The organism is Protaetiibacter mangrovi (genome assembly GCF_024752305.1).
Lineage (GTDB): Bacteria > Actinomycetota > Actinomycetes > Actinomycetales > Microbacteriaceae > Homoserinibacter > Homoserinibacter mangrovi.
The window spans coordinates 240169-261847 of record NZ_JANTHX010000003.1 but is presented as its reverse complement, the minus strand read 5'-3'; the positions used below and the strand labels follow the sequence as shown (position 1 = coordinate 261847).

At 71.9% G+C, this 21679-nt stretch carries 23 protein-coding genes; 11 read left to right on the top strand and 12 right to left on the bottom strand.

What is annotated here, in order from left to right; translation table 11 throughout:
- Position 1 precedes the first annotated feature (1 nt).
- The 4 genes from NUH29_RS01855 to NUH29_RS01840 form a co-directional block, all read right to left on the bottom strand.
- Positions 2–1246 (bottom strand): aspartate aminotransferase type Ic, encoded by a 1245-nt coding sequence (locus tag NUH29_RS01855; protein ID WP_258797184.1) that lies wholly within the window; start codon positions 1244–1246, stop codon positions 2–4.
- A gap of 72 nt (positions 1247–1318) precedes the next feature.
- Positions 1319–3121 (bottom strand): DEAD/DEAH box helicase, encoded by a 1803-nt coding sequence (locus NUH29_RS01850; protein WP_258797182.1) that lies wholly within the window; start codon positions 3119–3121, stop codon positions 1319–1321.
- An 84-nt stretch (positions 3122–3205) separates the two neighbouring features.
- Positions 3206–4450, bottom strand: coding sequence for a DNA polymerase IV (gene dinB / locus NUH29_RS01845; protein WP_258797180.1), 1245 nt, complete (start codon positions 4448–4450; stop codon positions 3206–3208).
- A gap of 88 nt (positions 4451–4538) precedes the next feature.
- Entirely contained in the window at positions 4539–4802 is a 264-nt protein-coding gene (locus NUH29_RS01840; protein ID WP_258797179.1) for a GlsB/YeaQ/YmgE family stress response membrane protein, read from the bottom strand.
- Positions 4803–4910: 108 nt separating this feature from the next.
- Here NUH29_RS01840 and NUH29_RS01835 point away from each other — a divergent pair, with 108 nt between their 5' ends.
- Positions 4911–5693 carry an SGNH/GDSL hydrolase family protein gene (locus NUH29_RS01835; protein ID WP_258797178.1) on the top strand — a complete coding sequence of 261 codons (783 nt, stop codon included), beginning with the start codon at positions 4911–4913 and terminating at the stop codon, positions 5691–5693.
- Positions 5694–5699: 6 nt separating this feature from the next.
- On the opposite strand, the gene NUH29_RS01830 is transcribed toward NUH29_RS01835, so the two are convergent.
- Entirely contained in the window at positions 5700–6935 is a 1236-nt protein-coding gene (locus NUH29_RS01830; protein ID WP_258797176.1) for a D-alanyl-D-alanine carboxypeptidase family protein, read from the bottom strand.
- A 57-nt stretch (positions 6936–6992) separates the two neighbouring features.
- Positions 6993–7796 carry a TrmH family RNA methyltransferase gene (locus NUH29_RS01825; protein ID WP_258797175.1) on the bottom strand — a complete coding sequence of 268 codons (804 nt, stop codon included), beginning with the start codon at positions 7794–7796 and terminating at the stop codon, positions 6993–6995.
- Between the two features lie 77 nt (positions 7797–7873).
- Between NUH29_RS01825 and NUH29_RS01820 the strand changes: the two genes are divergently transcribed.
- Genes NUH29_RS01820 through NUH29_RS01810 form a run of 3 tightly spaced genes read left to right on the top strand, consistent with a single transcriptional unit; the run spans position 7874 to position 9881 of the window.
- Positions 7874–8734, top strand: a complete 861-nt coding sequence (locus tag NUH29_RS01820) for an NAD-dependent protein deacetylase (protein ID WP_258797174.1) — start codon at positions 7874–7876, stop codon at positions 8732–8734.
- A 38-nt stretch (positions 8735–8772) separates the two neighbouring features.
- Positions 8773–9426 carry a histidine phosphatase family protein gene (locus NUH29_RS01815; RefSeq protein ID WP_258797173.1) on the top strand — a complete coding sequence of 218 codons (654 nt, stop codon included), beginning with the start codon at positions 8773–8775 and terminating at the stop codon, positions 9424–9426.
- Complete coding sequence (locus NUH29_RS01810; protein ID WP_258797172.1) at positions 9426–9881, top strand: YbaK/EbsC family protein; 456 nt, start codon at positions 9426–9428, stop codon at positions 9879–9881. Before NUH29_RS01815 ends, NUH29_RS01810 begins: the two co-directional genes overlap by 1 nt.
- Here NUH29_RS01810 and NUH29_RS01805 read toward each other — a convergent pair.
- Positions 9878–10960: a glycosyltransferase family 4 protein gene (locus NUH29_RS01805; protein ID WP_258797171.1), complete on the bottom strand. Its 1083-nt coding sequence runs from the start codon at positions 10958–10960 to the stop codon at positions 9878–9880. The genes NUH29_RS01810 and NUH29_RS01805 overlap by 4 nt on opposite strands.
- A complete protein-coding gene (locus NUH29_RS01800) occupies positions 10957–11868 on the bottom strand; it encodes an alpha/beta fold hydrolase (protein WP_258797170.1) in 912 nt (303 codons plus the stop codon). The genes NUH29_RS01805 and NUH29_RS01800 overlap by 4 nt, the downstream gene beginning before the upstream one ends.
- A 50-nt stretch (positions 11869–11918) precedes the next feature.
- Between NUH29_RS01800 and treS the strand changes: the two genes are divergently transcribed.
- The gene (gene treS, locus NUH29_RS01795) at positions 11919–13646 is read left to right on the top strand and encodes a maltose alpha-D-glucosyltransferase (protein WP_258797169.1); all 1728 of its coding nucleotides are present in this window, start codon (positions 11919–11921) and stop codon (positions 13644–13646) included.
- A gap of 32 nt (positions 13647–13678) precedes the next feature.
- Entirely contained in the window at positions 13679–15145 is a 1467-nt protein-coding gene (locus NUH29_RS14580) for an exonuclease domain-containing protein (protein WP_373317421.1), read from the top strand.
- A gap of 74 nt (positions 15146–15219) precedes the next feature.
- Here NUH29_RS14580 and NUH29_RS01780 read toward each other — a convergent pair whose 3' ends face one another.
- The 3 genes from NUH29_RS01780 to glgA all read right to left on the bottom strand — a co-directional run bounded on the left by NUH29_RS01780 (position 15220) and on the right by glgA (position 17557).
- Positions 15220–15468, bottom strand: a complete 249-nt coding sequence (locus tag NUH29_RS01780; RefSeq protein WP_120763407.1) for a type B 50S ribosomal protein L31 — start codon at positions 15466–15468, stop codon at positions 15220–15222.
- A gap of 79 nt (positions 15469–15547) precedes the next feature.
- Positions 15548–16339 (bottom strand): ABC transporter ATP-binding protein, encoded by a 792-nt coding sequence (locus NUH29_RS01775; RefSeq protein WP_258797166.1) that lies wholly within the window; start codon positions 16337–16339, stop codon positions 15548–15550.
- Positions 16340–16351: 12 nt separating this feature from the next.
- Entirely contained in the window at positions 16352–17557 is a 1206-nt protein-coding gene (gene glgA / locus NUH29_RS01770; protein WP_258797164.1) for a glycogen synthase, read from the bottom strand.
- Positions 17558–17604: 47 nt separating this feature from the next.
- Between glgA and NUH29_RS01765 the strand changes: the two genes are divergently transcribed.
- Together NUH29_RS01765 and serB are read left to right on the top strand one after the other, a co-directional pair.
- Entirely contained in the window at positions 17605–18885 is a 1281-nt protein-coding gene (locus NUH29_RS01765) for a glucose-1-phosphate adenylyltransferase (protein ID WP_258797163.1), read from the top strand.
- 47 nt (positions 18886–18932) lie between these two features.
- Positions 18933–19568, top strand: a complete 636-nt coding sequence (gene serB, locus NUH29_RS01760) for a phosphoserine phosphatase SerB (RefSeq protein WP_258797162.1) — start codon at positions 18933–18935, stop codon at positions 19566–19568.
- On the opposite strand, the gene NUH29_RS01755 is transcribed toward serB, so the two are convergent.
- The gene (locus NUH29_RS01755; protein ID WP_308445739.1) at positions 19569–20279 is read right to left on the bottom strand and encodes a beta-ketoacyl-ACP reductase; all 711 of its coding nucleotides are present in this window, start codon (positions 20277–20279) and stop codon (positions 19569–19571) included.
- A 48-nt stretch (positions 20280–20327) separates the two neighbouring features.
- Here NUH29_RS01755 and NUH29_RS01750 point away from each other — a divergent pair, with 48 nt between their 5' ends.
- From NUH29_RS01750 to NUH29_RS01740, 3 genes are read left to right on the top strand one after another with little or no spacing between them, the layout of a single operon-like run.
- Positions 20328–20609, top strand: coding sequence for a DUF3099 domain-containing protein (locus NUH29_RS01750; RefSeq protein WP_258797261.1), 282 nt, complete (start codon positions 20328–20330; stop codon positions 20607–20609).
- Entirely contained in the window at positions 20606–20839 is a 234-nt protein-coding gene (locus NUH29_RS01745) for a hypothetical protein (protein WP_258797159.1), read from the top strand. Before NUH29_RS01750 ends, NUH29_RS01745 begins: the two co-directional genes overlap by 4 nt.
- A complete protein-coding gene (locus NUH29_RS01740; RefSeq protein ID WP_258797158.1) occupies positions 20836–21678 on the top strand; it encodes an SURF1 family cytochrome oxidase biogenesis protein in 843 nt (280 codons plus the stop codon). The genes NUH29_RS01745 and NUH29_RS01740 overlap by 4 nt, the downstream gene beginning before the upstream one ends.
- Position 21679 lies beyond the last annotated feature (1 nt).

Genomic DNA, 21679 nt, shown 5'->3' with positions numbered 1-21679 from the left:
GTCAGGCGCCCAGCTCGGCCTCGGCGAGCAGCACGCACACGCACAGCGCCTCGATCGCCTGCGCGAGGTCGGCCTCCGGGGGCATCGACGGCGCGATCCGGATGACGCTGTCGTGCGGGTCGTCGTCGTAGGGGTACGCGGCGCCGGCGGGGGTCACCGCGACGCCGATCGACTTCGCGAGCTCGACCGCCCGGGTCGCGGTGCGCGCGGGGGCGTACACCGTCACGAAGTACCCGCCGGTCGGATGCGTCCAGGTGGCGTGCCCGGTGAGCCGCTCCCCCAGGATGCGCTCGACGAGGGCGAACTTCGGGGCCAGCAGTGCCCGGTGCGCGCGCATGTGCGCACGCACGCCCTCCGCGTCGCCGAAGAACCGGGCGTGCCGCAGCTGGTTGAGCTTGTCGGGTCCGATGGTCTGCACCGAGGTGTGGTGGCGGTACCAGTCGATGTTCGCCGGGCTGGAGGCGAAGAACGCCACGCCGGCGCCTGCCTGGGTGATCTTCGACGTCGAGGCGAACACGAAGAACCGGTCCGGGTGGCCCGCCTCGGCCGCGAGGCCGAGGATGTCGAGAGGCGCGGGCTCGTCGTCGGTCAGGTGGTGCACGGCGTAGGCGTTGTCCCAGAAGATCCGGAAGTCGTCGGCCGCGGCGGGCATCGCCGCGAGGGCGCGCGCGGTCGTCTCGTCGACGGAGGAGCCGGTCGGGTTCGCGTACTGCGGCACCAGCCACATCCCCTTCACGGCGGGGTCGGCGAGATGCCTCTCGATCGACGGCAGGTCGAGCGAGCCGTCGGCCAGGTACGGGATCGACACCATCCGGATGCCGAGCGCCTGCGTGATCGCGAAGTGGCGGTCGTAGCCGGGCGACGGGCACAGGAACACCGCGTCGCGCCCGACCCACGGCTCGCCGCCCGGCACACCGTGCAGCAGCGCGTGCACGACCACGTCGTGCATCATCTGGAGGCTCGCGTTGTTGCCGGCCAGCAGCTGCGCGACCGGGATGCCGAGCAGCTCGGCGAAGATCCGGCGCAGCTCGAGCAGGCCGTCGCCTCCGCCGTAGTTGCGCAGGTCGGTGCCGGCGGCGTCGCGATGGTCGGCGCCGAGGTCGAGGTCGAGCAGCGCGTTCGACAGATCCAGCTGCGCCGCAGAGGGCTTGCCGCGGGTGAGGTCGAGGGAGAGGCCGCGCTCGCGCAGCGCGACGTACTCGGCGCGCAGCGTCTCGAGCAGGGGGCTCTCGAGGGTGTGGGACATGGTGTCAACGGTACCCGCTGTGGATGCCGGATCGGCGATGCCGATCCGCTGCCGGCGGCCGTCGCCCGGGGGTCAGGCCGAACCGATGCGCCGCCGCAGCAGGTCGATGCGCGCCTGCAGCTGAGCGACCGTGCAGCGCGCCACCTCGGGCCCCCCGCACAGCCGCCGCACCTCGGCGTGCACCTGCGCGTGGGTCTGGCCGGTGCCCCGGGCGTGGATGCTCACGAGGCTGTTGAGCAGCTTGCGCTGCTCCGACAGGGTGCGGTGGAGGGGCTGCGGCTGGGTCTCGACCTCGCCGCGCTCCCGGCGGTCCTCGCCGCGTCGCGCCTGGCGCTGCTGGCGGTGCCGGAGCAGCTGCGACACCTCCTCCGGGTCGAGCAGGCCGGGGATGCCGATGAAGTCCCACTCCTCCGGGCTGCCGGGCGTCGCGAGGGCACCGTACTCGGCGCCGTCGAACATCGCCTTCTCGAAGATCGCGAGCGAGGCGAGCGCCTGCCACTCGAACTCGTCGGCGAGCTCGGCGGACGCCTCCTCCTGCCGGTTGGCGTCGTCGAGCAGCGCGTCCTCGAGCAGGGCGTCCTCGGGCGTCTCGCGGTCGAGCGCGTGGTCGCGTTCGCGCTCGAGCTCCGAGCCGAGACGCAGCAGCACCGGCACGCTCGGCAGGAAGACGGTGGCGAGCTCACCGCGCCGGCGGGCGCGCACGAAGCGGCCGATCGCCTGGGCGAAGTACAGCGGCGTCGAGGCGCTCGTCGCGTACACCCCGACGCAGAGCCGCGGCACGTCGACGCCCTCGGACACCATGCGCACGGCGACCATCCAGCGCTGGGTGCCCTCCGCGAACGCGGCGATCCGCTCGCCCGACCCGGCGTCGTCGGAGAGCACCACCACCGGGGGCGTGCCGGTCAGGTCGGTGAGGATCGCGGCGTAGGCGCGTGCCGCGGCCTGATCGGTGGCGATCACCAGGCCGCCCGCATCCGGGATGTGCTGGCGCACCTCGCGGAGGCGCCGATCGGCCGCCGAGAGCACGGCGGGCATCCAGTCGCCCCCCGGATCGAGCGCCGTACGCCAGGCCTGCGCCGTGACGTCCTGGGTGTCGTCCTGGCCGAGGCTCGCCTCCATCTCGTCGCCCGCGCGGGTGCGCCAGCGCATCGAGCCCGCGTAGCTGAGGAACACGACGGGGCGCACGACGCCGTCCGCGAGGGCGCGGCCGTAGCCGTAGGCGTAGTCGGTCTGCGAGAGCCGCACCCCGCGCTCGTCGCGGGCGTAGCGCACGAACGGGATGGGCGAGGTGTCGCTGCGGAACGGGGTTCCGGTGAGCGAGAGCCGGCGGGTGGCGCCCTCGAACGCCTCGCGCACCGCGTCGCCCCAGCTCAGGGCGTCGCCCGCGTGGTGCACCTCGTCGAGGATGACGAGTGTGCGCGCCGAGGTGGTGAGCTCGCGATGCAGGCTGGCGCGCACCGCGATCTGCGCGTAGGTCACCACGACGCCGTGGAACTGCCGGGCCTCCCGCCCGTGACGGTTGCTGAACCGCGGGTCGAGGCGGATGCCGGCGCGGTGCGCGGCGTCGGCCCACTGCACCTTGAGATGCTCCGTCGGGGCGACGACCGTGATGCGGTCCACGACCCGGCGCTGCAGGAGCTCGGACGCGAGCCGCAGCGCGAACGTCGTCTTACCGGCGCCCGGCGTCGCCGAGACGAGGAAGTCGCGTCGGCTCGCCTCGCTCGCGGCCGGGTCGAAGTAGCGGGTGAGCGCCTCCTCCTGCCAGGCGCGCAGCTTGCCGGCGGTGCCCCAGGCGGCCCGCTCCGGGAAGCTCGGCGAGAGGTGCTCGGCGGCGGAGGTCGCGCGGAACGCCCGCTCCCCCGACACCTCGCTCACTCGACCCAAGCGTAGTCGGCGACCACGACATCCTGAGGTGGTCGAGGAGCGCCGCGAAGCGACGCGTCTCGAGACCGTCCGCGCTCAGTCGTCGCCGTGGCCGAAGCGCCGCCGCACGGCGGGCTTCAGCAGCGCCGCCGGACGGACGGCGCCCGCGCCGAAGCGCTCGGCGATCGCGTCGACCGTCTGCTCCGCCTCGCGCCAGTCCTCGTCGTCGTCCCACAACCCGAGCGTGCTCGACCCGCCGCCCACGAGCTGCTCCGCGCGCACGCCGACGAGTCGCACGGGGCGGGCGGACGAGTTGGCCTGATCGTAGAGCTCGCGCGCGGCCTCGTAGATGCGTCGGGCGAGATCGGTCGGCTCGGCGAGCGTGCGCGACCGGGTGATGGTCGTGAAGTCGTCGAAGCGCAGCTTCAGCGCGACCGTTCGGCCCATGACCCCGGCGCGCCGCAGGCGCTGCCCGACCCCGTCGGCGAGCTGGAGCAGCACGCGGTGCAGTTCGACGGCATCCGTGCGGTCGGTCTCGAAGGTGGTCTCGTGGCCGATCGACTTCTCCTCGCGACCGGGGCTCACGGGCCGGGGGTCGCGCCCCCAGGAGAGCTCGTGCAGACGCTGAGCACCCGCCTCGCCGACCGCGTGCCGCAGCATGTCGACCGGAGCGTGGGCGACGTCGCCGATCGTGCGGAGGCCGAGGCGCACGAGAACCTCCTCGCTCTTGCCGCCGACACCCCAGAGCGCCGAGACCGGGAGCGGGTGCAGGAAGTCGAGGGTGCCCGCCTCCGGCACGACCAGCAGCCCGTCGGGCTTGGCGCGGCTGGAGGCGAGCTTCGCCACGAACTTGGTGGCGGCGGCGCCCGCGGAGCAGCGCAGCCCCGTCTCGGAGTAGACGCGCTCGCGCAACGCGGCGCCGATCCTCCACGAGTCGCCGAGCAGCCGCCGGGCTCCCGCGACGTCGAGGAAGGCCTCGTCGACGCTCAGCTGCTCGACGTGCGGCGTCACCTCGCCGAGCAGCTCCATGACGCGACGCGAGTAGTGCGCGTAGCGCTCGAAGTGCGGTTCGAGCACGATCGCCTGCGGGCAGCGCCGCAGCGCGACGGCCATCGGCATGGCGGAGTTGACGCCGTAGCGCCGGGCCTCGTAGGTCGCCGCGGTCACCACGGAGCGCGCCGAGGGGTGGCCGACGATGACCGGCTTGCCCACGAGCTCCGGATGCTCGAGCAGTTCCACCGAGGCGTAGAAGGCGTCCATGTCGACGTGCATGATGTGGGCGGCCGGATCGTCGACCGGGTCGGCGCTGACCTGCCGGCCCGAGCCGTCCTGCTTGCTCACGCGGCCATCCTGTCACCCGCCGCCGTCATCCGCCGGGCACGACGACGCCCGCCCCGGCGGATGCGGGGCGGGCGTCGTGATCGCGCGTTCAGGCCTTCTTGCGGCCGAACAGCAGCCCCCAGATCAGCAGCACGATGATGGCGCCGGCGATCGCGAGCAGCCAGGTCTGGATCGACCAGAAGTCCTGGAGCGGCACGTTGAACAGCACGGAGCCGAGCCATCCGCCCAGCAGGGCGCCCACGACGCCGAGCAGCAGCGTCACGATCCACCCGCCCCCCTGCCTGCCCGGCAGGATGAGCTTCGCGATGGCGCCGGCGATGAGGCCGAGCACGATCCAACCGAGGATTCCCATGGGATCTCTCCATTCCGTCGGCCCTCGTTCGGGGGGTGCCGACGTGCACACTCAACTCCTCCGAGCGTCACCGGGCAAGACCCTCGTGACGTGAGGCATCCTGGTGCTATGTCGGAGCAGCATCCCTGGCGTCGGTACGTCGCGATCGGCGACTCGTTCACGGAGGGCATCGGCGATCCCGAGCCCCGCCTGCCGGGCGGCCATCGCGGCTGGGCCGACCGCGTCGCCGAGGTGCTCGACGCGCAGAGCGACGACTTCGCCTACGCCAACCTCGCCATCCGCGGGCGCCTGCTGCAGCAGATCCTCGACGAGCAGGTGGACCCGGCCCTCGCGCTGCGGCCCGACCTCATCACGATCTCGGCCGGCGGCAACGACATCATCCGCCCCGGCACCGACCCCGACGAGGTCGCCGGCCGCCTCGAGGGCGGGATCGCGCGCCTGCGAGCCGATGGCGCCACCGTGGTGCTCTTCAACGGGCCCGACATCGGTCGCACGCCCGTGCTGGGACGCATCCGCGGCAAGGTCGCGATCTACAACGAGAACCTGCACTACATCGCGAAGAAGCACGACGCGATCGTCGCCGACATGTGGGCGCTGCGCGAGCTGACCGACCCGCGGATGTGGGCGCCCGATCGGCTGCACTTCTCCCCCACCGGTCATCACACCATCGCGCGCATGGTGCTCGATGCGCTCGGCGTCGAGAACGAGCTCGAGCCGTACCAGCCGGAGCCGCTGCCGGCGCGCCCGTGGCGGCTCGCGCGGATCGACGACATCGTGTGGGCTCGGGAGCACTTCGCGCCGTGGATCCTGCGGCGGCTGCGGGGCACCTCCTCGGGCGACGGCATCACCCCGAAGCGCCCGGTTCCCGAGCACCTGTCGCACGGCGAGTAGCGCCGTTCAGTCCATCCCGAAGATGAGCTCGGGATGCCCGAGGCGCCACCACGGGCCCGGATCCTCGACGTCGGTCGAGAGCTGGAGGGGCACGGTCACCGTGCGGTCGCCGGCCGTGAACACGACGGAGCCGACCTGCTCCCCCGCCGCGGCGAGGCGGATGCCGTCGGCGCTCACCGTGGCCGTGATGGGCGTCGCGCCCCACACCACGACCGAGGCGCTCTCGCCCGCCACCGCGTCCGCTTCCTCGTCCCACGGTGTCGTGTAGCTCGCGAGCGCGTCACCCGCGGTGACGAGCGGCACCTCGTGGAATCCCGCCTCGGCCTGCGCGATCATGCTCCGGATGGCGGCGTCGATCGTCGGATGGTCGGGGCCGCCGAGCACGACCCCGACGAGCTCGATCGACTCGGAGCCCACCTCGATGTCGGAGGAGAACAGCAGGTTCGCACCGAAGGAGTCGAGGGTGCCGGTCTTGATGCCGTCGATCCCGTCGTGGCCGATCATGCCGTTCGTGTTGACGACGGTGCCGATGTCGTGGATGTCGATCGTCTTCGTGTCGACGATCTCGGCCAGCACGGGGTTCTCGAGCGCGAGCTTGCCGAGTGCCACGAGGTCGGACGCCGTGCCCGTGCTCCGCGGATCGAGACCCGAGGTGTCGACGACGGTGATGCCGCCGAGCCCGTGCGCGTCGAGCCAGCCGCGGGCTGCGGTCAGGTAGGCGTCGACCGAGCCGAACGCCCAGGTGGCGACCGTCTTGGCGTAGTTGTTCGCCGAGTCGATGAGCATGATGTCGAGCAGCTCGCGCTCGGTGAAGACCCACCCGGCGGACACCGGGGCGACGGAGCCGTTCTGCGCGAGGTAGTCGCGGCGGTACCCGACGTCCGCCGAGGTCATCGTGATGGAGGGTCCGGGATCGTCGAGCGTGATCGGATGCGCATCCAGCACGGTGAGCGCCGTGACCATCTTGGTGATGCTCGCCATCGGCACCTGCTCGGTGGTGCCCGCCTGCGCGAGCAGACCGTCGTAGCCGACGGCGGCGATCGCCGATGCACCGTACGCCGGCAGCGAGGTCTCGGCGGCGGCGGGGGTCGCGATGCTCGGCGCGGAGATCTCGGCATCCGTCACCACCACCGGGGCGAGCAGCGTCATCGGCAGGTAGGCGATGCCCGCGAGCACGGCGAACAGGCCCCCGAAGACCACGATCCGGCGTCGCCGATAGATCTGGCTTCGGGTCAGGGGCACCGGAGAATCATGCCAGGCGCTCGCCGTGAGGACGCCCAGCCACGGCGGGGCGTCGGCTCAGCGGGTGCGCAGGGCCCAGAGCGCGACGGCGGATGCGGCGGCCACGTTGAGCGAGTCGATGCCCCGTTGCATGGGGATCGTCACCACGCGATCGGCGTTCCGCAGCGCCGCACGGCTGAGCCCGTCGCCCTCGGTCCCGAGCAGCAGGGCGACCCGCTCGGGCGCGCCCGCCGCATAGTCGTCGAGCGGCACCGCCGACTCGTCGAGCGCGAGAGCCGCGATCTCGAAGCCCGCCTCGTGCAGCTCCTCCGCGCCCTGCGGCCAGTCCGGCAGGCGCGTCCACGGGACCTGCAGCACCGCGGCCATGCTCACCCGCACCGAGCGCCGGTACAGCGGGTCGGCGCAGCGCGGCGTGACGAGCACCGCATCCGCGCCGAGTCCCGCGACCGCCCGGAAGATGGCTCCGACGTTGGTGTGGTCGACGATGTCCTCGAGCACCACGACGCGCCGCGCCTCACGCAACAGCTCGGCGACCGTGGGCAGCTCCGGGCGGTGCATCGACGCGAGCGCGCCGCGGTGCAGCACGAATCCGGTGATCTGCTCGAGCAGCGCCGGCGGGGCGACGTAGACGTCGACCTCGACGTCGGCGAGCAGGGGCTCGAGATCCGGGATCCACTTCTCCTGCAGCAGCACCGATCGCGGACGGTGACCCGCCTCGAGCGCGCGCTGGATGACCTTCGTCGACTCGGCGATGTAGAGCCCGCCCTCCGGCTCCGAGAGGCGGCGCAGCACGACGTCGGTCAGGCGCAGGTAGTCGGTGAGCCGGGGGTCGGCGGGGTCGTCGACCGGAACGAGCTGCATGCGGCGATTCTGCCAGCCCGCCGAAACATCCCCGAAAAAGAGCGGCCGTAGGCTGGAGGAGGCGGAAGGAGCTGCGGATGTCGATCTCCACGCTTCCCGCACCCGGCGAGGCCGCGGGAACGCTGGCCCCGGCACTCGACGCGGCCGAGCTGCTCCTCGCAGGGAAGCGCGTCGCCGTGCTCACCGGCGCGGGCATCTCGACCGACTCCGGCATCCCCGACTACCGCGGCACCGGCGCGCCGGTGAACCGCAAGCCGATGGACTTCTCGGCGTTCCTCGGCGACGAGCGGGCCCGCAAGCGCTACTGGGCGGGCAGCCACCTGGGCTGGAACCACTTCTCGACGGCCGAGCCCAACGCGGGTCACCGCGCGCTCGCGGAGCTCGAATCCCGCGGGCTCGTCGCCGGGGTCATCACCCAGAACGTCGACGGGCTGCACGCCCGCGCCGGCTCGCGGCGGGTCGTCGAGCTGCACGGCGCCATGCGCCGCGTGACGTGCGTCACCTGCGGCCAGACCTTCGCCCGCTCCGACATCGCCGAGCGGATGACCCGCGAGAACCCGTGGCTCGGGTATCCCGACGCCATCCAGACCGGGCCGGACGGCGACGTGCAGATCGACTACGTCGACCAGATGACCGTGCCCGACTGCACCGTCTGCGGCGGACTGCTGAAGCCCGACGTCGTGTTCTTCGGCGAGTTCATCCCGCAGACCGTCTTCGCCTCGGCGCGCGCGCTCGTGCGCGGCGCGGACGCCCTGCTCATCGCCGGATCGTCGCTCGTGGTGAACTCCGGCATCCGCCTGCTCGACCAGGCGGCGAAGCGGCGCATCCCCGTGGTGATCGTGAACCGCGGCGAGACCCGCGGCGATCGCCGGGCGAGTCTCAAGATCGACTCGGGCACCTCCGAGGTGCTGGCCTCGCTCGCCGCGCGGCTTCGGTAGTCTCGATTCTCCGGGCGCCCCGCCCGAGCGGAGGATCCATGACCGAGCTCTACCTCGTGCGCCACGGCGAGACGGACTGGAACGCGGCGCGCCGCATCCAGGGGCGCACCGACATCCCGCTGAACGCCACGGGGCGCTCGCAGGCGCGTCAGGCGGCGGAGCTGCTGGCCCGCCGCCGGTGGGACGGCGTGTACTCGAGCCCCCTCGGGCGGGCGCACGAGACGGCGCAGATCATCGCCGAGCGGCTGGGCACGGGCCCGGTCACCGATGTCGACGCCCTCGTCGAGCGCGACTACGGGGCGGCCGAGGGCATGGGGTTCGAGGAGATCGAGGCACTCTACCCGGAGGGCGTGCGTGCACCGGGTCAGGAGACGCGCGAGGAGGTCGCGGGCCGCGTGGTCCCCGCCCTGCTCGCGCTCGCGGAGCGGCACCCCGAGGAGCGGCTGGTCGTGGTGAGCCACGGCGGTGCGATCCGCTCGGTGCTGCAGACCGCGGAGCCGGGCACCCAGCATCCGCGGATCACGAACGCCTCCGTGCACAGCTTCCGCGTCGAGGACGGCGCGCTCAGGCTCATCGCCTTCGACGACCCGATCGAGGAGGAGTCGCTGCTTCCCGACTGCGAGGACCTCGACGCCCAGAACGCGATCGAGGCGCACGAGGACGGCGACCCGGTGCCGACGGGTCGCGCCTGATGGCCGTCGCCGACTACGTGGAGCGGCTGCGCGGCCTCGGGCTCGACGTCGAGGTGCGCGAGTTCCCGGAGGGCACCCACACCGCGCAGGATGCGGCGGATGCGATCGGCTGCCCGGTCGCGGCCATCGTGAAGAGCCTGGTGTTCGCGCTGGACGACGAGCCGCTGCTCGTGCTCGTGTCGGGAGCCAATCGCGTCGACACCGAGCTGCTGGGCGCACGACTCGGCGGTGTGCTCGGCAAGGCGGACGCCCGCACCGTGAAGGCGGCCACCGGCTACTCGATCGGCGGGGTGCCGCCGCTCGCGCATCCGACGCCCCTGCGGACGGTCGTCGACGAGGATCTGCTGCTGCTCGACACCGTGTGGGCCGCGGCGGGCAGCGCGTCGACGGTGTTCCCGCTCGACCCGGCAGAGCTCGTGCGGCTGTCCGCCGGCGAGGTGCTGCCGGTCGCCTAGCCGCGTCGGCCGACGCGCTCGAGCAGCTCGAGCAGCGCCCGCGCGGAGCGGTCCCAGTCGAACCGCGTCGCCTGCAGTCGGGAGGCGGCGGAACGGCGCCGCCACTCCCCCGCGTCGTCGAGGGCGCGGATCGCCGCCGCGACGCCGGTCACGTCCTGCGGGTCGGCGTACACCGCGGCGTCGCCGCCGATCTCCCGGAAGATCGGGATGTCGGACACCACGATCGGCGTGCCCCGCACCATCGCCTCGACGAGCGGCAGACCGAATCCCTCGTCGAGCGACATCGTGACGAGCGCGAGCGCCCCGTCGAGCAGTTCGCCGTACTCGGCGTCGGTGACGCCGTCGTGCACGACCAGCGCATCGGCGGGGGCGAGCGCCTCCAGGCGCGCGCGGTCGGCGTCGCCGATGCGGCTCAGCAGGTGCAGGCGGTAGCCGGGCAGCAGGTGCAGGGCCCGGGCCAGGGTCTCGACGTTCTTGTAGGGCATGAACGAGCCCATGTACACCAGCTCGCGTGACGGCGGCTGCGCGCGGTCCGGGTCCGCCTCGACGGCGTCCGCCGCGTTCGACACGACCGTGATCGCGCGATCCGTCAGGCGATGCGCGCGCATGAGCTCCCGCGTCGTCTCGGACACCGTCGCGACCTCGTCGGCGCGGTTCAGCAGCAGCCGCTGCGGCCACCACGCCAGGTGGTAGAGCCGCCACATCAGCCGGATGGGCCAGGCGAGATCGCGAGGAGGCGTGCGGTTGCGGTAGTAGATCAGGTCGTGCAGCGTCAGCACGAGACCGTAGCGCCGGCCCCAGGATCCGATCGTCTGCATCGGGCTGAACACGACGTCGGGGGCGAAGGCGTTCAGGCGGCGGGCGATCGTGAGCTCGCGGGGGCTCGTCGGGGCGGTCGCGAGCTCCCACGGCAGCTCGGGCAGCATGGCGAGCTGCGCCTCGTCGGAGACCAGCATGACGAGCTCATGCCCGGCCGCCTGGGCGAGCGGCGCGAGCGCCCGGGTCAGCTCGGCCGCGAACCGGCTGATCCCGTCGTGCCGGGGATAGCGCGTGTAGCGGCAGTCGACGAGGATCCTCACCGCGGCCCCGCGGGTGCGGGAAGCTGCGCGAGGAACGCGCGGATCGCCTCGGCCACGAGCGCCGGCGTCTCGTAGTGCGCGAGATGACCGGTTCCGGGCACCACCACGAGCCGGGCGTCGGGGAACAGGTCGACAGCCGTGCGCTGGCCGGCCAGCGGCGCGATCCGGTCGAGTTCGCCCGCGATCAGCACGGTGGGCACCTCGACGCGGGGTGCGGCGGCACGCACGTCGGTGCTCACCGATGCGCCGAACGCCTCCGCGACGGTGCGCGCATCCGAGAAGCCGTTGAAGTAGCGGTGGTGCTCCTCGTGGATCCACGTGCGCAGCTCGCGGTCGGGGGTCTTGACGAGGTTCATGCTCATGAACTGCACGATGACCCAGTTGCCGAGCCAGACGCGCGCGAGCCCCTCCGGCATCGCCCGCGTGACCCCGTAGAACGCGCGGGTCGCCGCCGTGATGCCGCGCCCGGCGGCGATCTTGGGGTCGGTCGTGATGGGGTTCACCAGGATGAGGGCGCGGGCCGGCATGCCCTCGGCGATGGCGTGCGAGGCGACCATCGACCCGAAGGAGTGCCCCAGCACGACGGGCGGCGTCGGCAGCTCGAGCGCCTCGATGAAGGCCGCGAGCCATCGGCCGTAGCCCGCGATCGAATGCGGGGCTTCGGAGAGCGCGGTCGAGTCGCCGAACCCCGGGAGGTCGGGGCTGATGATCCGCACGCCGTCGAGCTGCGCGATCACCGGCTCGAGCCCGTGGTGGTCGCCGCGGTAGCCGTGCGCGAGCACCACGACGTCCCGCGCGTCGGCGGGCCCGAAGTCCCAGAAGCGGGTGCGCGAGCCGAGGATCTCGAGCTCGCGCTCCTCGACGGGGATGCGGGCGAGGGCCTCGGCGTGCGGAGTCGGGACGGACATCCCTGCGATTCTAGGCGCGCGTCCAGGGCATCCGGTGCCAGACTCGGACGGTGACGTTCACGGCTCCCATCACGCTGCCCGGCCTCACCCTCGATCCGCACTGGTACCGCCGTGCGGTCTTCTACGAGGTGATGGTGCGGTCGTTCGTCGACTCCAACGGCGACGGATCGGGCGATCTCGGGGGTCTCATCTCCAAGCTCGACTACCTGCAGTGGCTCGGGGTGGACGCCCTGTGGATCCCGCCGATCTACCAGTCGCCCCTGCGCGACGGCGGCTACGACGTCGCCGACTACCGGCAGATCCTGCCCGAGTTCGGCACGCTCGAGGAGTTCCGGGAGCTCGTCACCAAGGCGCACGAGCGCAACATGCGCATCATCATCGACCTGCCGCTGAACCACACCTCCGACCAGCACGAGTGGTTCCAGCAGTCCCGGACCGACCCCGAGGGGCCGTTCGGCGACTTCTACGTGTGGAGCGACACCGACGGCGGGTTCCCGAACGTGCGCATCATCTTCACCGACTACGAGGACTCGAACTGGGCCTTCGACTCCGAGCGGCGCCAGTTCTACTTCCACCGCTTCTTCTCGCACCAGCCCGACCTCAACTACCGCAACCCCGCGGTGCACGAGGCGGTCTTCGAGATCATCCGCTTCTGGATGGACCTCGGCGTCGACGGCTTCCGTCTCGACGCGATCCCCTACCTCTACGAGTCGGAGGAGGGCACGGGCGAGGGCGAGCCGGAGACGCACGACTTCATCAAGGCCGTGCGCCGCATGATGGACGCCGAGTACCCGGGGCGCGTCATGATCGCCGAGGCCAACCAATGGCCGGCCGAGGTGGTCAACTTCATGGGCACCGACGAGGAGCCGCAGTGCCACATGGCCTTCGACTTCCCGGTCATGCCGCGCATCTTCTACGCGCTGCGCGCCCAGTCCGCACAGGAGCTGACGCGGGTGCTCTCCGAGACCACCGAGACGCCGACCGGGGCCGGCTGGGGCGTCTTCCTGCGCAACCACGACGAGCTCACCCTCGAGATGGTCTCGGAGGAGTACCGGCAGGCGATGTACGGCTGGTACGCCTACGACCCGCGGATGCGCGTCAACGTCGGCATCCGCCGTCGCCTCGCGCCGCTGCTCGACAACTCGCGCGCCGAGCTCGAGCTCGCGCATGCCCTGCTCTTCTCGCTGCCGGGGTCGCCGTTCCTGTACTACGGCGACGAGATCGGCATGGGCGACAACATCTGGCTGCCCGACCGCGACTCCTCGCGCACGCCGATGCAGTGGACACCCGACCGCAACGCCGGATTCTCGACCGCCGACCCCGGCAAGCTCTACCTGCCGGTCGTGCAGTCGCTCGTCTATAACTTCTCCCTCGTCAACGTCGAGTCGCAGCTCGCCCAGTCGCGTTCGCTGCTGCACTGGGTGCGCAACGTCATCCATGTGCGGAAGGCGCATCCGACCTTCGGGCTCGGCACCATCCGCGTGCTGCGCACCAACCACGAATCGGTGCTCGCCTTCGTGCGCGAATACGAGGGTTCGGGCACCCAGTTCGGCGACGCGCCCGAGCGCGTGCTGTGCGTGTTCTCGTTCTCGCACAACCCGGTCTCGGTGTCGATCGACCTGAGCGGCGACGAGGGGGTGCCCCTGTACGACCTCTTCGGCGGGGGTGAGTTCCCCGCGGCGGCCGACGACGGCATCCTCACCCTCACCCTGGCCACGCAGAGCTTCTACTGGCTGCACCTCGGAGAGCCGCGCGCCACGCTTCCGCGCGCCTTCTGAGCGCCGTCGGCCCCCGGCTCTAGGCTGCGGCCATGACCAGTTGGGCCGATCGCCTGGGCGTGTTCGACCTCGAGACCACGGGCGTCGACGTCGAGACCGCGCGCATCGTGACGGCCTGCATCGCCGTCGTCGACGCGGACGGTCACGTGGTCCAGCGCTGGGACTGGATCGCGGATCCCGGAGTCGAGATCCCGGAGGGCGCGGCAGAGGTGCACGGCATCACGACCGAGCGCGCCCGTGAGGAGGGTCGCCCGAGCGAGCTCGTGGTCGCCGAGATCACGCAGACGCTGCGCACGCTGTTCGGCGTCGGCGTGCCGGTGGTCGTCTACAACGCGCCGTACGACCTCTCGCTGCTCGATCGCGAGTGCCGACGCAACGAGCTCGATCCGCTCGTCGACCCGGCTCCCGTGGTCGATCCGCTCGTCCTCGACAAACAGGTCGACACCTACCGCAAGGGCAAGCGCACCCTCGAGGTGGCCGCCGAGCACTACGGCGTCACCCTCGACGACGCCCACGACGCGGGCGCGGACGCCATCGCGGCGGGCCGCGTCGCGCAGGCGATCCTCGCCGCGCACCCCGATGAGCTCGACATCCCGATCGCCGACCTGCACGGCCGTCAGGAGATCTGGTACGCGGAGCAGGCCCGGCGGTTCCAGGACTACATCCGGCGTCGCAAGGGCGACGAGACCTTCACCGCGTCGACGGCCTGGCCGGTCAAGTACCCCGCGCATCCGGGCGCGTACCGCGACACCCAGCCCATCCCGCCGCTCGAACCGCGTCTCGGGCGGGTGCCCGTGATCGACTTCAGCCGCCCGTTGGGTCTGCAGATCGCCGCGCCGCCGGAGGCTCCCCCGGCTCCGCACGCGATCGACGCCGCCCCGCCCGACCCTCGCGAGGCGTTCCCGGGGCTCGTACCGGAGTCCGAGCCGCCCGTGCCGCCTGCGGCGGCCGAGCTGGAGCCCGAGCCCGAGGTGGCGCCCGAGCCCGAGGTGGCGCCCGAGCCCGAGGTGGCGCCCGGGTCGGTCGCCTCGCTCGGATCGGTCGAGCCGGAGGTGAGCGAGCGCACGGGCTCCCGCCCGACGGTGCTGCGCATCGCCGCGGCGATCGTCACGGATGCCGACGGCCGGTCGCTGCTCGTCCGCAAGGCGGGCACGACCCACTTCATGCAGCCCGGAGGCAAGATCGAGGAGGGCGAGAGCGCGATCGAGACGCTCGCGCGCGAGCTCGCCGAGGAGATCGGCGTCCAGCTCGACATCACCACCGCCGAGTACCTGGGGCTGTTCCGCGCGGTCGCCGCCAACGAAGAGGACACGGTGGTGCTCGCCGCGGTGTTCGCCATGGCCGTCGACGGCGAGATCACGGCATCCGGCGAGATCGAGGAACTGCTCTGGGTCGACGACCCTGACCTCGACCTCGACGGCGTCGACGTCGCCCCGTTGACGCTCGACGAGCTGCTCCCACTGTGGGAGCGTCGGCGCGATCAGGCCTTCGGCTTCTGAGTCCGCACGTCCCCTGCACATGCAAGAGGGCCCCGTCCGAGGACGGGGCCCTGTCGCGCAGGTGAACCGGAGGCTTACTTGCCGAAGTTCTTGTAGCGCGTGTTGAACTTCTCGACGCGGCCGGCGCTGTCGAGGATGCGCTGCTTGCCCGTGTAGAACGGGTGCGAGGCGGACGAGATCTCGACGTCCACGACCGGGTAGGTCTCGCCGTCCAGCTCGATGGTCTTGTCGCTCGTGAGGGTCGAACGGGTGAGGAAGGTCTCGCCGCTCGCCAGGTCGCGGAAGACGATCGCCTGGTAGTCGGGGTGGATGTCGGTCTTCATGAGGTACCTCAGTCGGAGATGATTCGGAAAGGAAGTAGGCGGGCCCGATGGGCCGACTGTCGAGTCTATCAGACCCGGACTAGCTCCAGCGCGCTCTCGCCGCGAAGCGGCCGTCCTCGCTCGTCGAGACGACGAGGGGCAGCCCGAAGGCCTCCGAGAGCCGCTCCCCCGTCACCACCTCGTGCAGGGGGCCCGCGGCGTGGATGCGGCCGCCGGCGAGCAGCAGCGCGTGGGTGAACCCCGCGGGGATCTCCTCCACGTGATGCGTGACCATGATCATGGCCGGAGCGTCGGGCGTCTGGGCGTAGCCGCCGAGCAGCTGCACGAGCTCCTCGCGGGCACCCAGGTCGAGGCTCGCGGCCGGCTCGTCGAGCAGCAGCAGCTCCGGGTCGGTCATGACGGCGCGCCCGATCTGCACGCGCTTCTGCTCCCCGTCCGACAGCGTTCCGAAGCGGCGGTCGCGGAGGGCGTCGAGGTGCCACTCCCGCATGACGCGCTCGGCGCGACGGGTGTCGACGTCCTCGTACTCCTCGTTCCAGCGTCCGGTCACCGAGTAGGCGGCCGTGAGCACGACGTCGAAGACGGTCTCCTCGCGCGGGATGCGCCGGGCCAGCGGCGTGGAGGCGACGCCGATGCGGGGGCGCAGCTCGAACACGTCGACCTTGCCGAGCTGGTCGCCGAGCACCCGTGCGGTTCCCGCGCTCGGATGCATCTGGGCCGAGGCGAGGTTGAGGATCGTGGTCTTGCCGGCACCGTTCGGGCCCAGCACGACCCATCGCTCATCGGATTCGACCGTCCAGTTCAGACCGTCGAGGATCGTGTTCCCGTCTCGGACGACCGAGACGTCCTCGAGCTCCAGCACCCGCACCATGATGGGCCCAGCCTAGTCGTCCCTGTCTGCCCCCGCGGGGAGCAGCGCGTCGTACACGGCGCGGGTGCGGGCGGCGATGCTCGACCAGCTGAACTCCGACTCCGCGCGCAGCCGGCCGGCCTCGCCCATGAGACGCGCCGTCGCCGGGTCGGCGAGCACCTCGGAGAGTGCGGCTGCCAGATCCGCCACGAAGCGCTCGGGGTCGACGGGGGTGCCGGTGCCGTCGTCGAGCTGCTCGATGGGCACGAGGCGCCCCGTCAGGCCGTCGGCGATCACCTCCGGGATGCCGCCGGTGGCGGTTCCGACGACGGGGAGCCCGCACGCCATGGCCTCGAGGTTGACGATGCCGAGCGGCTCGTAGACCGACGGGCACACGAACACGGTGCCGGCGGTGAGCACCGCCGCGAGCTCGTGCTGGGGCAGCATCTCCTCGATCCAGACGACGCCGTCGCGCTCCTCCTGCAGCACGCGGACGCCCGCCTGCACCTCGGCCATGATCTCCGGGGTGTCGGGCGCCCCCGCGCACAGCACGAGCTGCACCTCGGGATCGAGGCGGCGGGCGGCGGCCAGCAGGTACGGCAGGCCCTTCTGCCGCGTGATGCGCCCGACGAACACCACGCTGCGCCGCTCCGGGTCGATGCCGAAGCGCTCGAGCACCGCCGCGTCCTCGGTCGGATGCCAGCGCTCCAGGTCGATGCCGTTGTGCACCACGTGCACGCGCTCGGGGTCGATGTCGGGGTAGCAGCGCAGGATGTCGGCGCGCATGCCGGCGCTCACCGCGATCACGGCATCCGCCCCCTCGAACGCGGTCTTCTCGATCCAGCTCGACACGCGGTAGCCGCCGCCCAGCTGCTCGGCCTTCCAGGGACGCAGCGGTTCGAGCGAGTGCGCCGTCACGACGTGCGGGATGCCGTGCAGCAGCTTCGCGAGGTGGCCCGCGGCGTTCGCGTACCAGGTGTGCGAGTGCACGAGATCCGCCCCGGCGACGTCCTCCGCCATCTGCAGGTCGACGCCGAGCGTCGCGAGCGCGGGGTTCGCGGCGGTGAGCTGCGGGGGCACGAGGTAGGCGTAGCTGTGCGGCTCGTCGCGCGGCAACCCGAAGCAGCGCACGACGACGTCGACGTCGCGGCGCAGGGCCGCCACGAGCTCGGCGACGTGCACCCCCGCTCCCCCGTAGACCTCCGGCGGATACTCGCGGCTCAGAACATCGACTCGCATGCCTGTCGACGCTAGTACACCCCCGGAGGCTGGCCTACTGTTGTGCCATGGCAGCACCGCCCAAGGTCTTCGGCATCGTCCTCGCCGGCGGGGAGGGCAAGCGGTTGATGCCGCTGACAGCCGACCGCGCCAAGCCCGCCGTCCCGTTCGCGGGCGGCTACCGCCTCATCGACTTCGCGCTGTCGAACCTCATCAACTCCGGCCTGCGGCAGATCGTCGTGCTCACGCAGTACAAGTCGCACTCGCTCGACCGGCACGTCTCGCAGACGTGGCGGCTGTCGGGCATGCTCGGCGCGTACGTCGCCTCGGTGCCGGCGCAGCAGCGGCTCGGCAAGCGCTGGTTCTCCGGCTCGGCCGACGCGATCCTGCAGAGCCTCAACCTCATCCGCGACGAGAAGCCCGACATCGTCGTCGTGGTCGGTGCGGACCACGTCTACCGCATGGACTTCAGCCAGATGATCCAGGCGCACATCGAGGCGGGTGCGGGCGTCACGGTCGCCGCCATCCGGCAGCCGATCGCGCTGGCCGACCAGTTCGGCGTGATCGAGCTCGACCCGAAGGACCCGAACCGGATCGCGGCGTTCCGCGAGAAGCCGAAGGATGCGGTGGGACTCGCCGACTCCCCCGGCGAGGTGCTCGCGTCGATGGGCAACTACGTCTTCGACGCCGACGTGCTGATCGACGCGGTGCAGCGCGACGGGGCCCGGGCCGACTCGAACCACGACATGGGCGGCGACATCGTGCCCGACTTCGTGGCGCGCAACGCCGCCGCCGTCTACGACCTCAACCGCAACGAGGTGCCCGGCGCCACCGATCGCGACCGCTTCTACTGGCGCGACGTGGGGACGATCGACTCCTTCTTCGAGGCCCACCAGGACCTGATCGCCGCGCTCCCGGTCTTCAACCTCTACAACCGCGCGTGGCCCATCTTCAGCCAGCAGTGGAACTCGCCTCCGGCGAAGTTCGTGCGCGACGGCAAGAACACGGTGGGCACCGCGATCGACTCCATCGTGTCGCTCGGCTGCGTCGTCTCGGGGGGCCACCTCGAGCGCGTCGTGCTCGGCCCATGGGTGACGATCGAGTCGGGTGCGAAGGTGACCGACTCGGTGGTCTTCGAGCGCGTCGAGATCGGACCGAACGCCACGGTGCAGCGCTGTATCCTCGACAAGGACGTCGTCGTCGAGGTGCAGCGCTGTATCCTCGACAAGGACGTCGTCGTCGCGGCGGGAGCCACCGTCGGCGTCGATCACGACGCCGATCGGAACCGCGGTTACACGGTGACCGAGTCGGGCATCACGGTCGTGGGCAAGGGCGTCGTCGTCGAGTGATCCGCTCGCGCCGCCCGCACCCCCACCGCTAAGGACCCGAACGCCAGATGGCCCGCTTCCTCGTCGTGCTCGATGTCGACTCCACCCTCATCGAGGACGAGGTGATCGAGCTGCTCGCGGATGCCGCGGGATCCGGCGAGGCGGTCGCCGAGGTGACGTTCCGCGCCATGAACGGCGAACTCGACTTCGCCGAGAGCCTGCGCGAGCGGGTGGCGACGCTCGCCGGGCTGCCGGAGTCGGTGTTCGCCGAGGTCGGCGAGCGGGTCACCGTGACCCGCGGGGTGCCCGAGATGATCGCCTCCGTGCATGCCGCGGGCGGCCAGGTCGCCGTCGTGTCGGGCGGCTTCCACGAGATCATCGACCCCCTCGCCGAGCGCCTCGGCCTCGATCATTGGCGGGCGAACCGCCTCGAGGTGGTCGACGGCGTCCTGACGGGGCGGGTCGTCCCCCCGATCGTCGACGCCGCCGCGAAGGCGGAGGCCCTGCAGGAGTGGGCGGATGCCGCGGGCATCCCGGTCGCGCAGACCCTCGCGGTCGGCGACGGAGCCAACGATCTGCCGATGATGGCCCTCGCGGGCCTCTCGGTCGGTTTCGACGCGAAGGCCCCCGTGCGCGACGTCGCCGACGTGCTGCTCGACGAGCGCGATCTCGCGATGCTGCTGACCCTGATCGGCCTGCGCTGATCAGTGCCCCATGCCGAGGCCGCCGTCGACGGGGATGACGGCGCCCGAGATGTAGCCGGCGTCGTCGGACGCGAGCCAGGTGATCACGCGCGCCACCTCGACGGGTGAGGCGAAGCGGCCGGCGGGGATCTGCGACAGGTACTGCTTCTGCTGGTCTTCGGGCAGCTCGGCGGTCATGTCGGTCTCGATGAAGCCCGGCGCGACGACGTTCGCCGTGATCCCGCGCGATCCCAGCTCGCGGGTGAGCGAGCGGGCGATGCCGACGAGGCCCGCCTTCGAGGCCGCGTAGTTGATCTGGCCCGCGCTGCCGAGCAGCCCGACGACGCTCGAGACGAGGATGACGCGGCCGAACCGTGCCTTCAGCATGCCCTTCGAGGCCCGCTTCACGACGCGGAAGGCGCCCGAGAGGTTGGTGTCGACGACCTGGGTGAAGTCCTCCTCGCTCATGCGCAGGAGCAGCGTGTCGCGGGTGATGCCCGCGTTGGCCACGACCACCTCCACCGGGCCGAGCTTCTCCTCGATCTCGGTGAAGGCGGCGTCGAGCGAGGCGGCGTCGGTGACGTCGGCGCGCACCGTGAGCGAGCCCTCCGGGCCGTCGCCCGAGCGTGCCGTGACGGCCACACGGTGGCCCTGGGCGAGGAACTCGGCCGCGATCGCGAAGCCGATGCCGCGATTGCCGCCGGTGACGAGGACGGTGCGAGAGGTCATGATCCAGGAGCCTAGCGGGCCGCCTCGGGCATCCCGACGTAGGCTGGAGGCATCGCCAGTCGCAGCAGTCATGTCGTCACCGAACTCCCCCGCTCGCCCGAGGACGAGCGGCGATCGCGCATGCTCAAGTACACGATCGCGATGAGCATCCGCGTCGTCTGCATCGCGCTGTGCCTCGTCGCACCGGGGTGGTGGCTGCTGCTGCCGGCGGCGGGCGCGATCCTGCTGCCGTACTTCGCGGTGATCATCGCAAACAACGTCGGCGGCGGGTCGACGGGCCGGGTGCGCCGTCCGGGCGCGCTCGTGCGCCGCGACCCCGAGGACCGGTCGTGATCGGCCTCGGCGACCCCGGCACGCGCTGCTCGGCGGCGGGTTGCACGGCGGCCGCGGTGTCGCGGGTCAACTGGCGCAACCCCCGCATCCACGGCCCGGAGCGGGTGAAGGTCTGGCTCGCCTGCGACGCGCATCGCGAGACCTTGCGCGATTATCTGGCGACCCGCGGCTTCCCCGTGCAGGTGACCGACCTCGACGTCGTCCTCGACGCGGTGACGGAACCGGCATGAGCGCATCCGACACCCGCCCCCCGGTCACCGGGTGGCGGCGGTGGAGCGCGTATCTGGCGCTCACCGTCGTGTTCGCCGTTGCCTGCGGGCTGCTGTCGTGGTGGCAGTGGGCCCGGCGCGCCGAGACCGCGGCCGAGAACCTGCGCGTCGCGCAGAACTACGACGCCGACCCGCGGGCGATCGACGACGTGCTCCCGGCCCTCGACGCCTGGGACGAGGGCGACGAGTGGACGCGGGTGGAGCTGCACGGCACCTACCTGACGGATGAGGCGCTGCTGGTGCGCAATCGGGTGCTGGGCGGGCAGCCCGGCTTCGAGCAGCTCGTGCCCCTGCAGCTCGAGGACGGGACCGTCGTCGTGATCGACCGCGGCTGGCTGCCGGTCGGCAACGGCGTCGACGCGCTGCCCGACGTCGTGCCGCAGCCCCCCGCCGGCCAGGTCGACGTGATCGCGCGACTCCGCGGTGCGGAGCCGGAGCTGCCCGGGCGCACGGCGCCCGCGGGGCAGATCTCGTCGATCGACGTCGCGACGATCGTCGACGACCTCGGCGTCGACGGCTACACGGGCGCCTACGGCGTCGTGGCGAGCGAGGATCCGGCGGTCGCCGAGATGCCGGCTGCGGCCCCGCGACCGGAGGAGGACGAGGGGATGCACCTCTCGTACGCGCTGCAGTGGATCGCGTTCGGCGTGCTCGCCTTCATCGGGCTGTTCTGGGCGTGGCGACGCGAGCGGCGCATCGCCGCGCTCCCCGTCGAGGAGCAGGCGGCCGCGCGCGCCCCCAAGCGACGCCACGACGACGCCGACGTCGAGGATGCGATCCTCGACCGCCTGGACGCCTAGA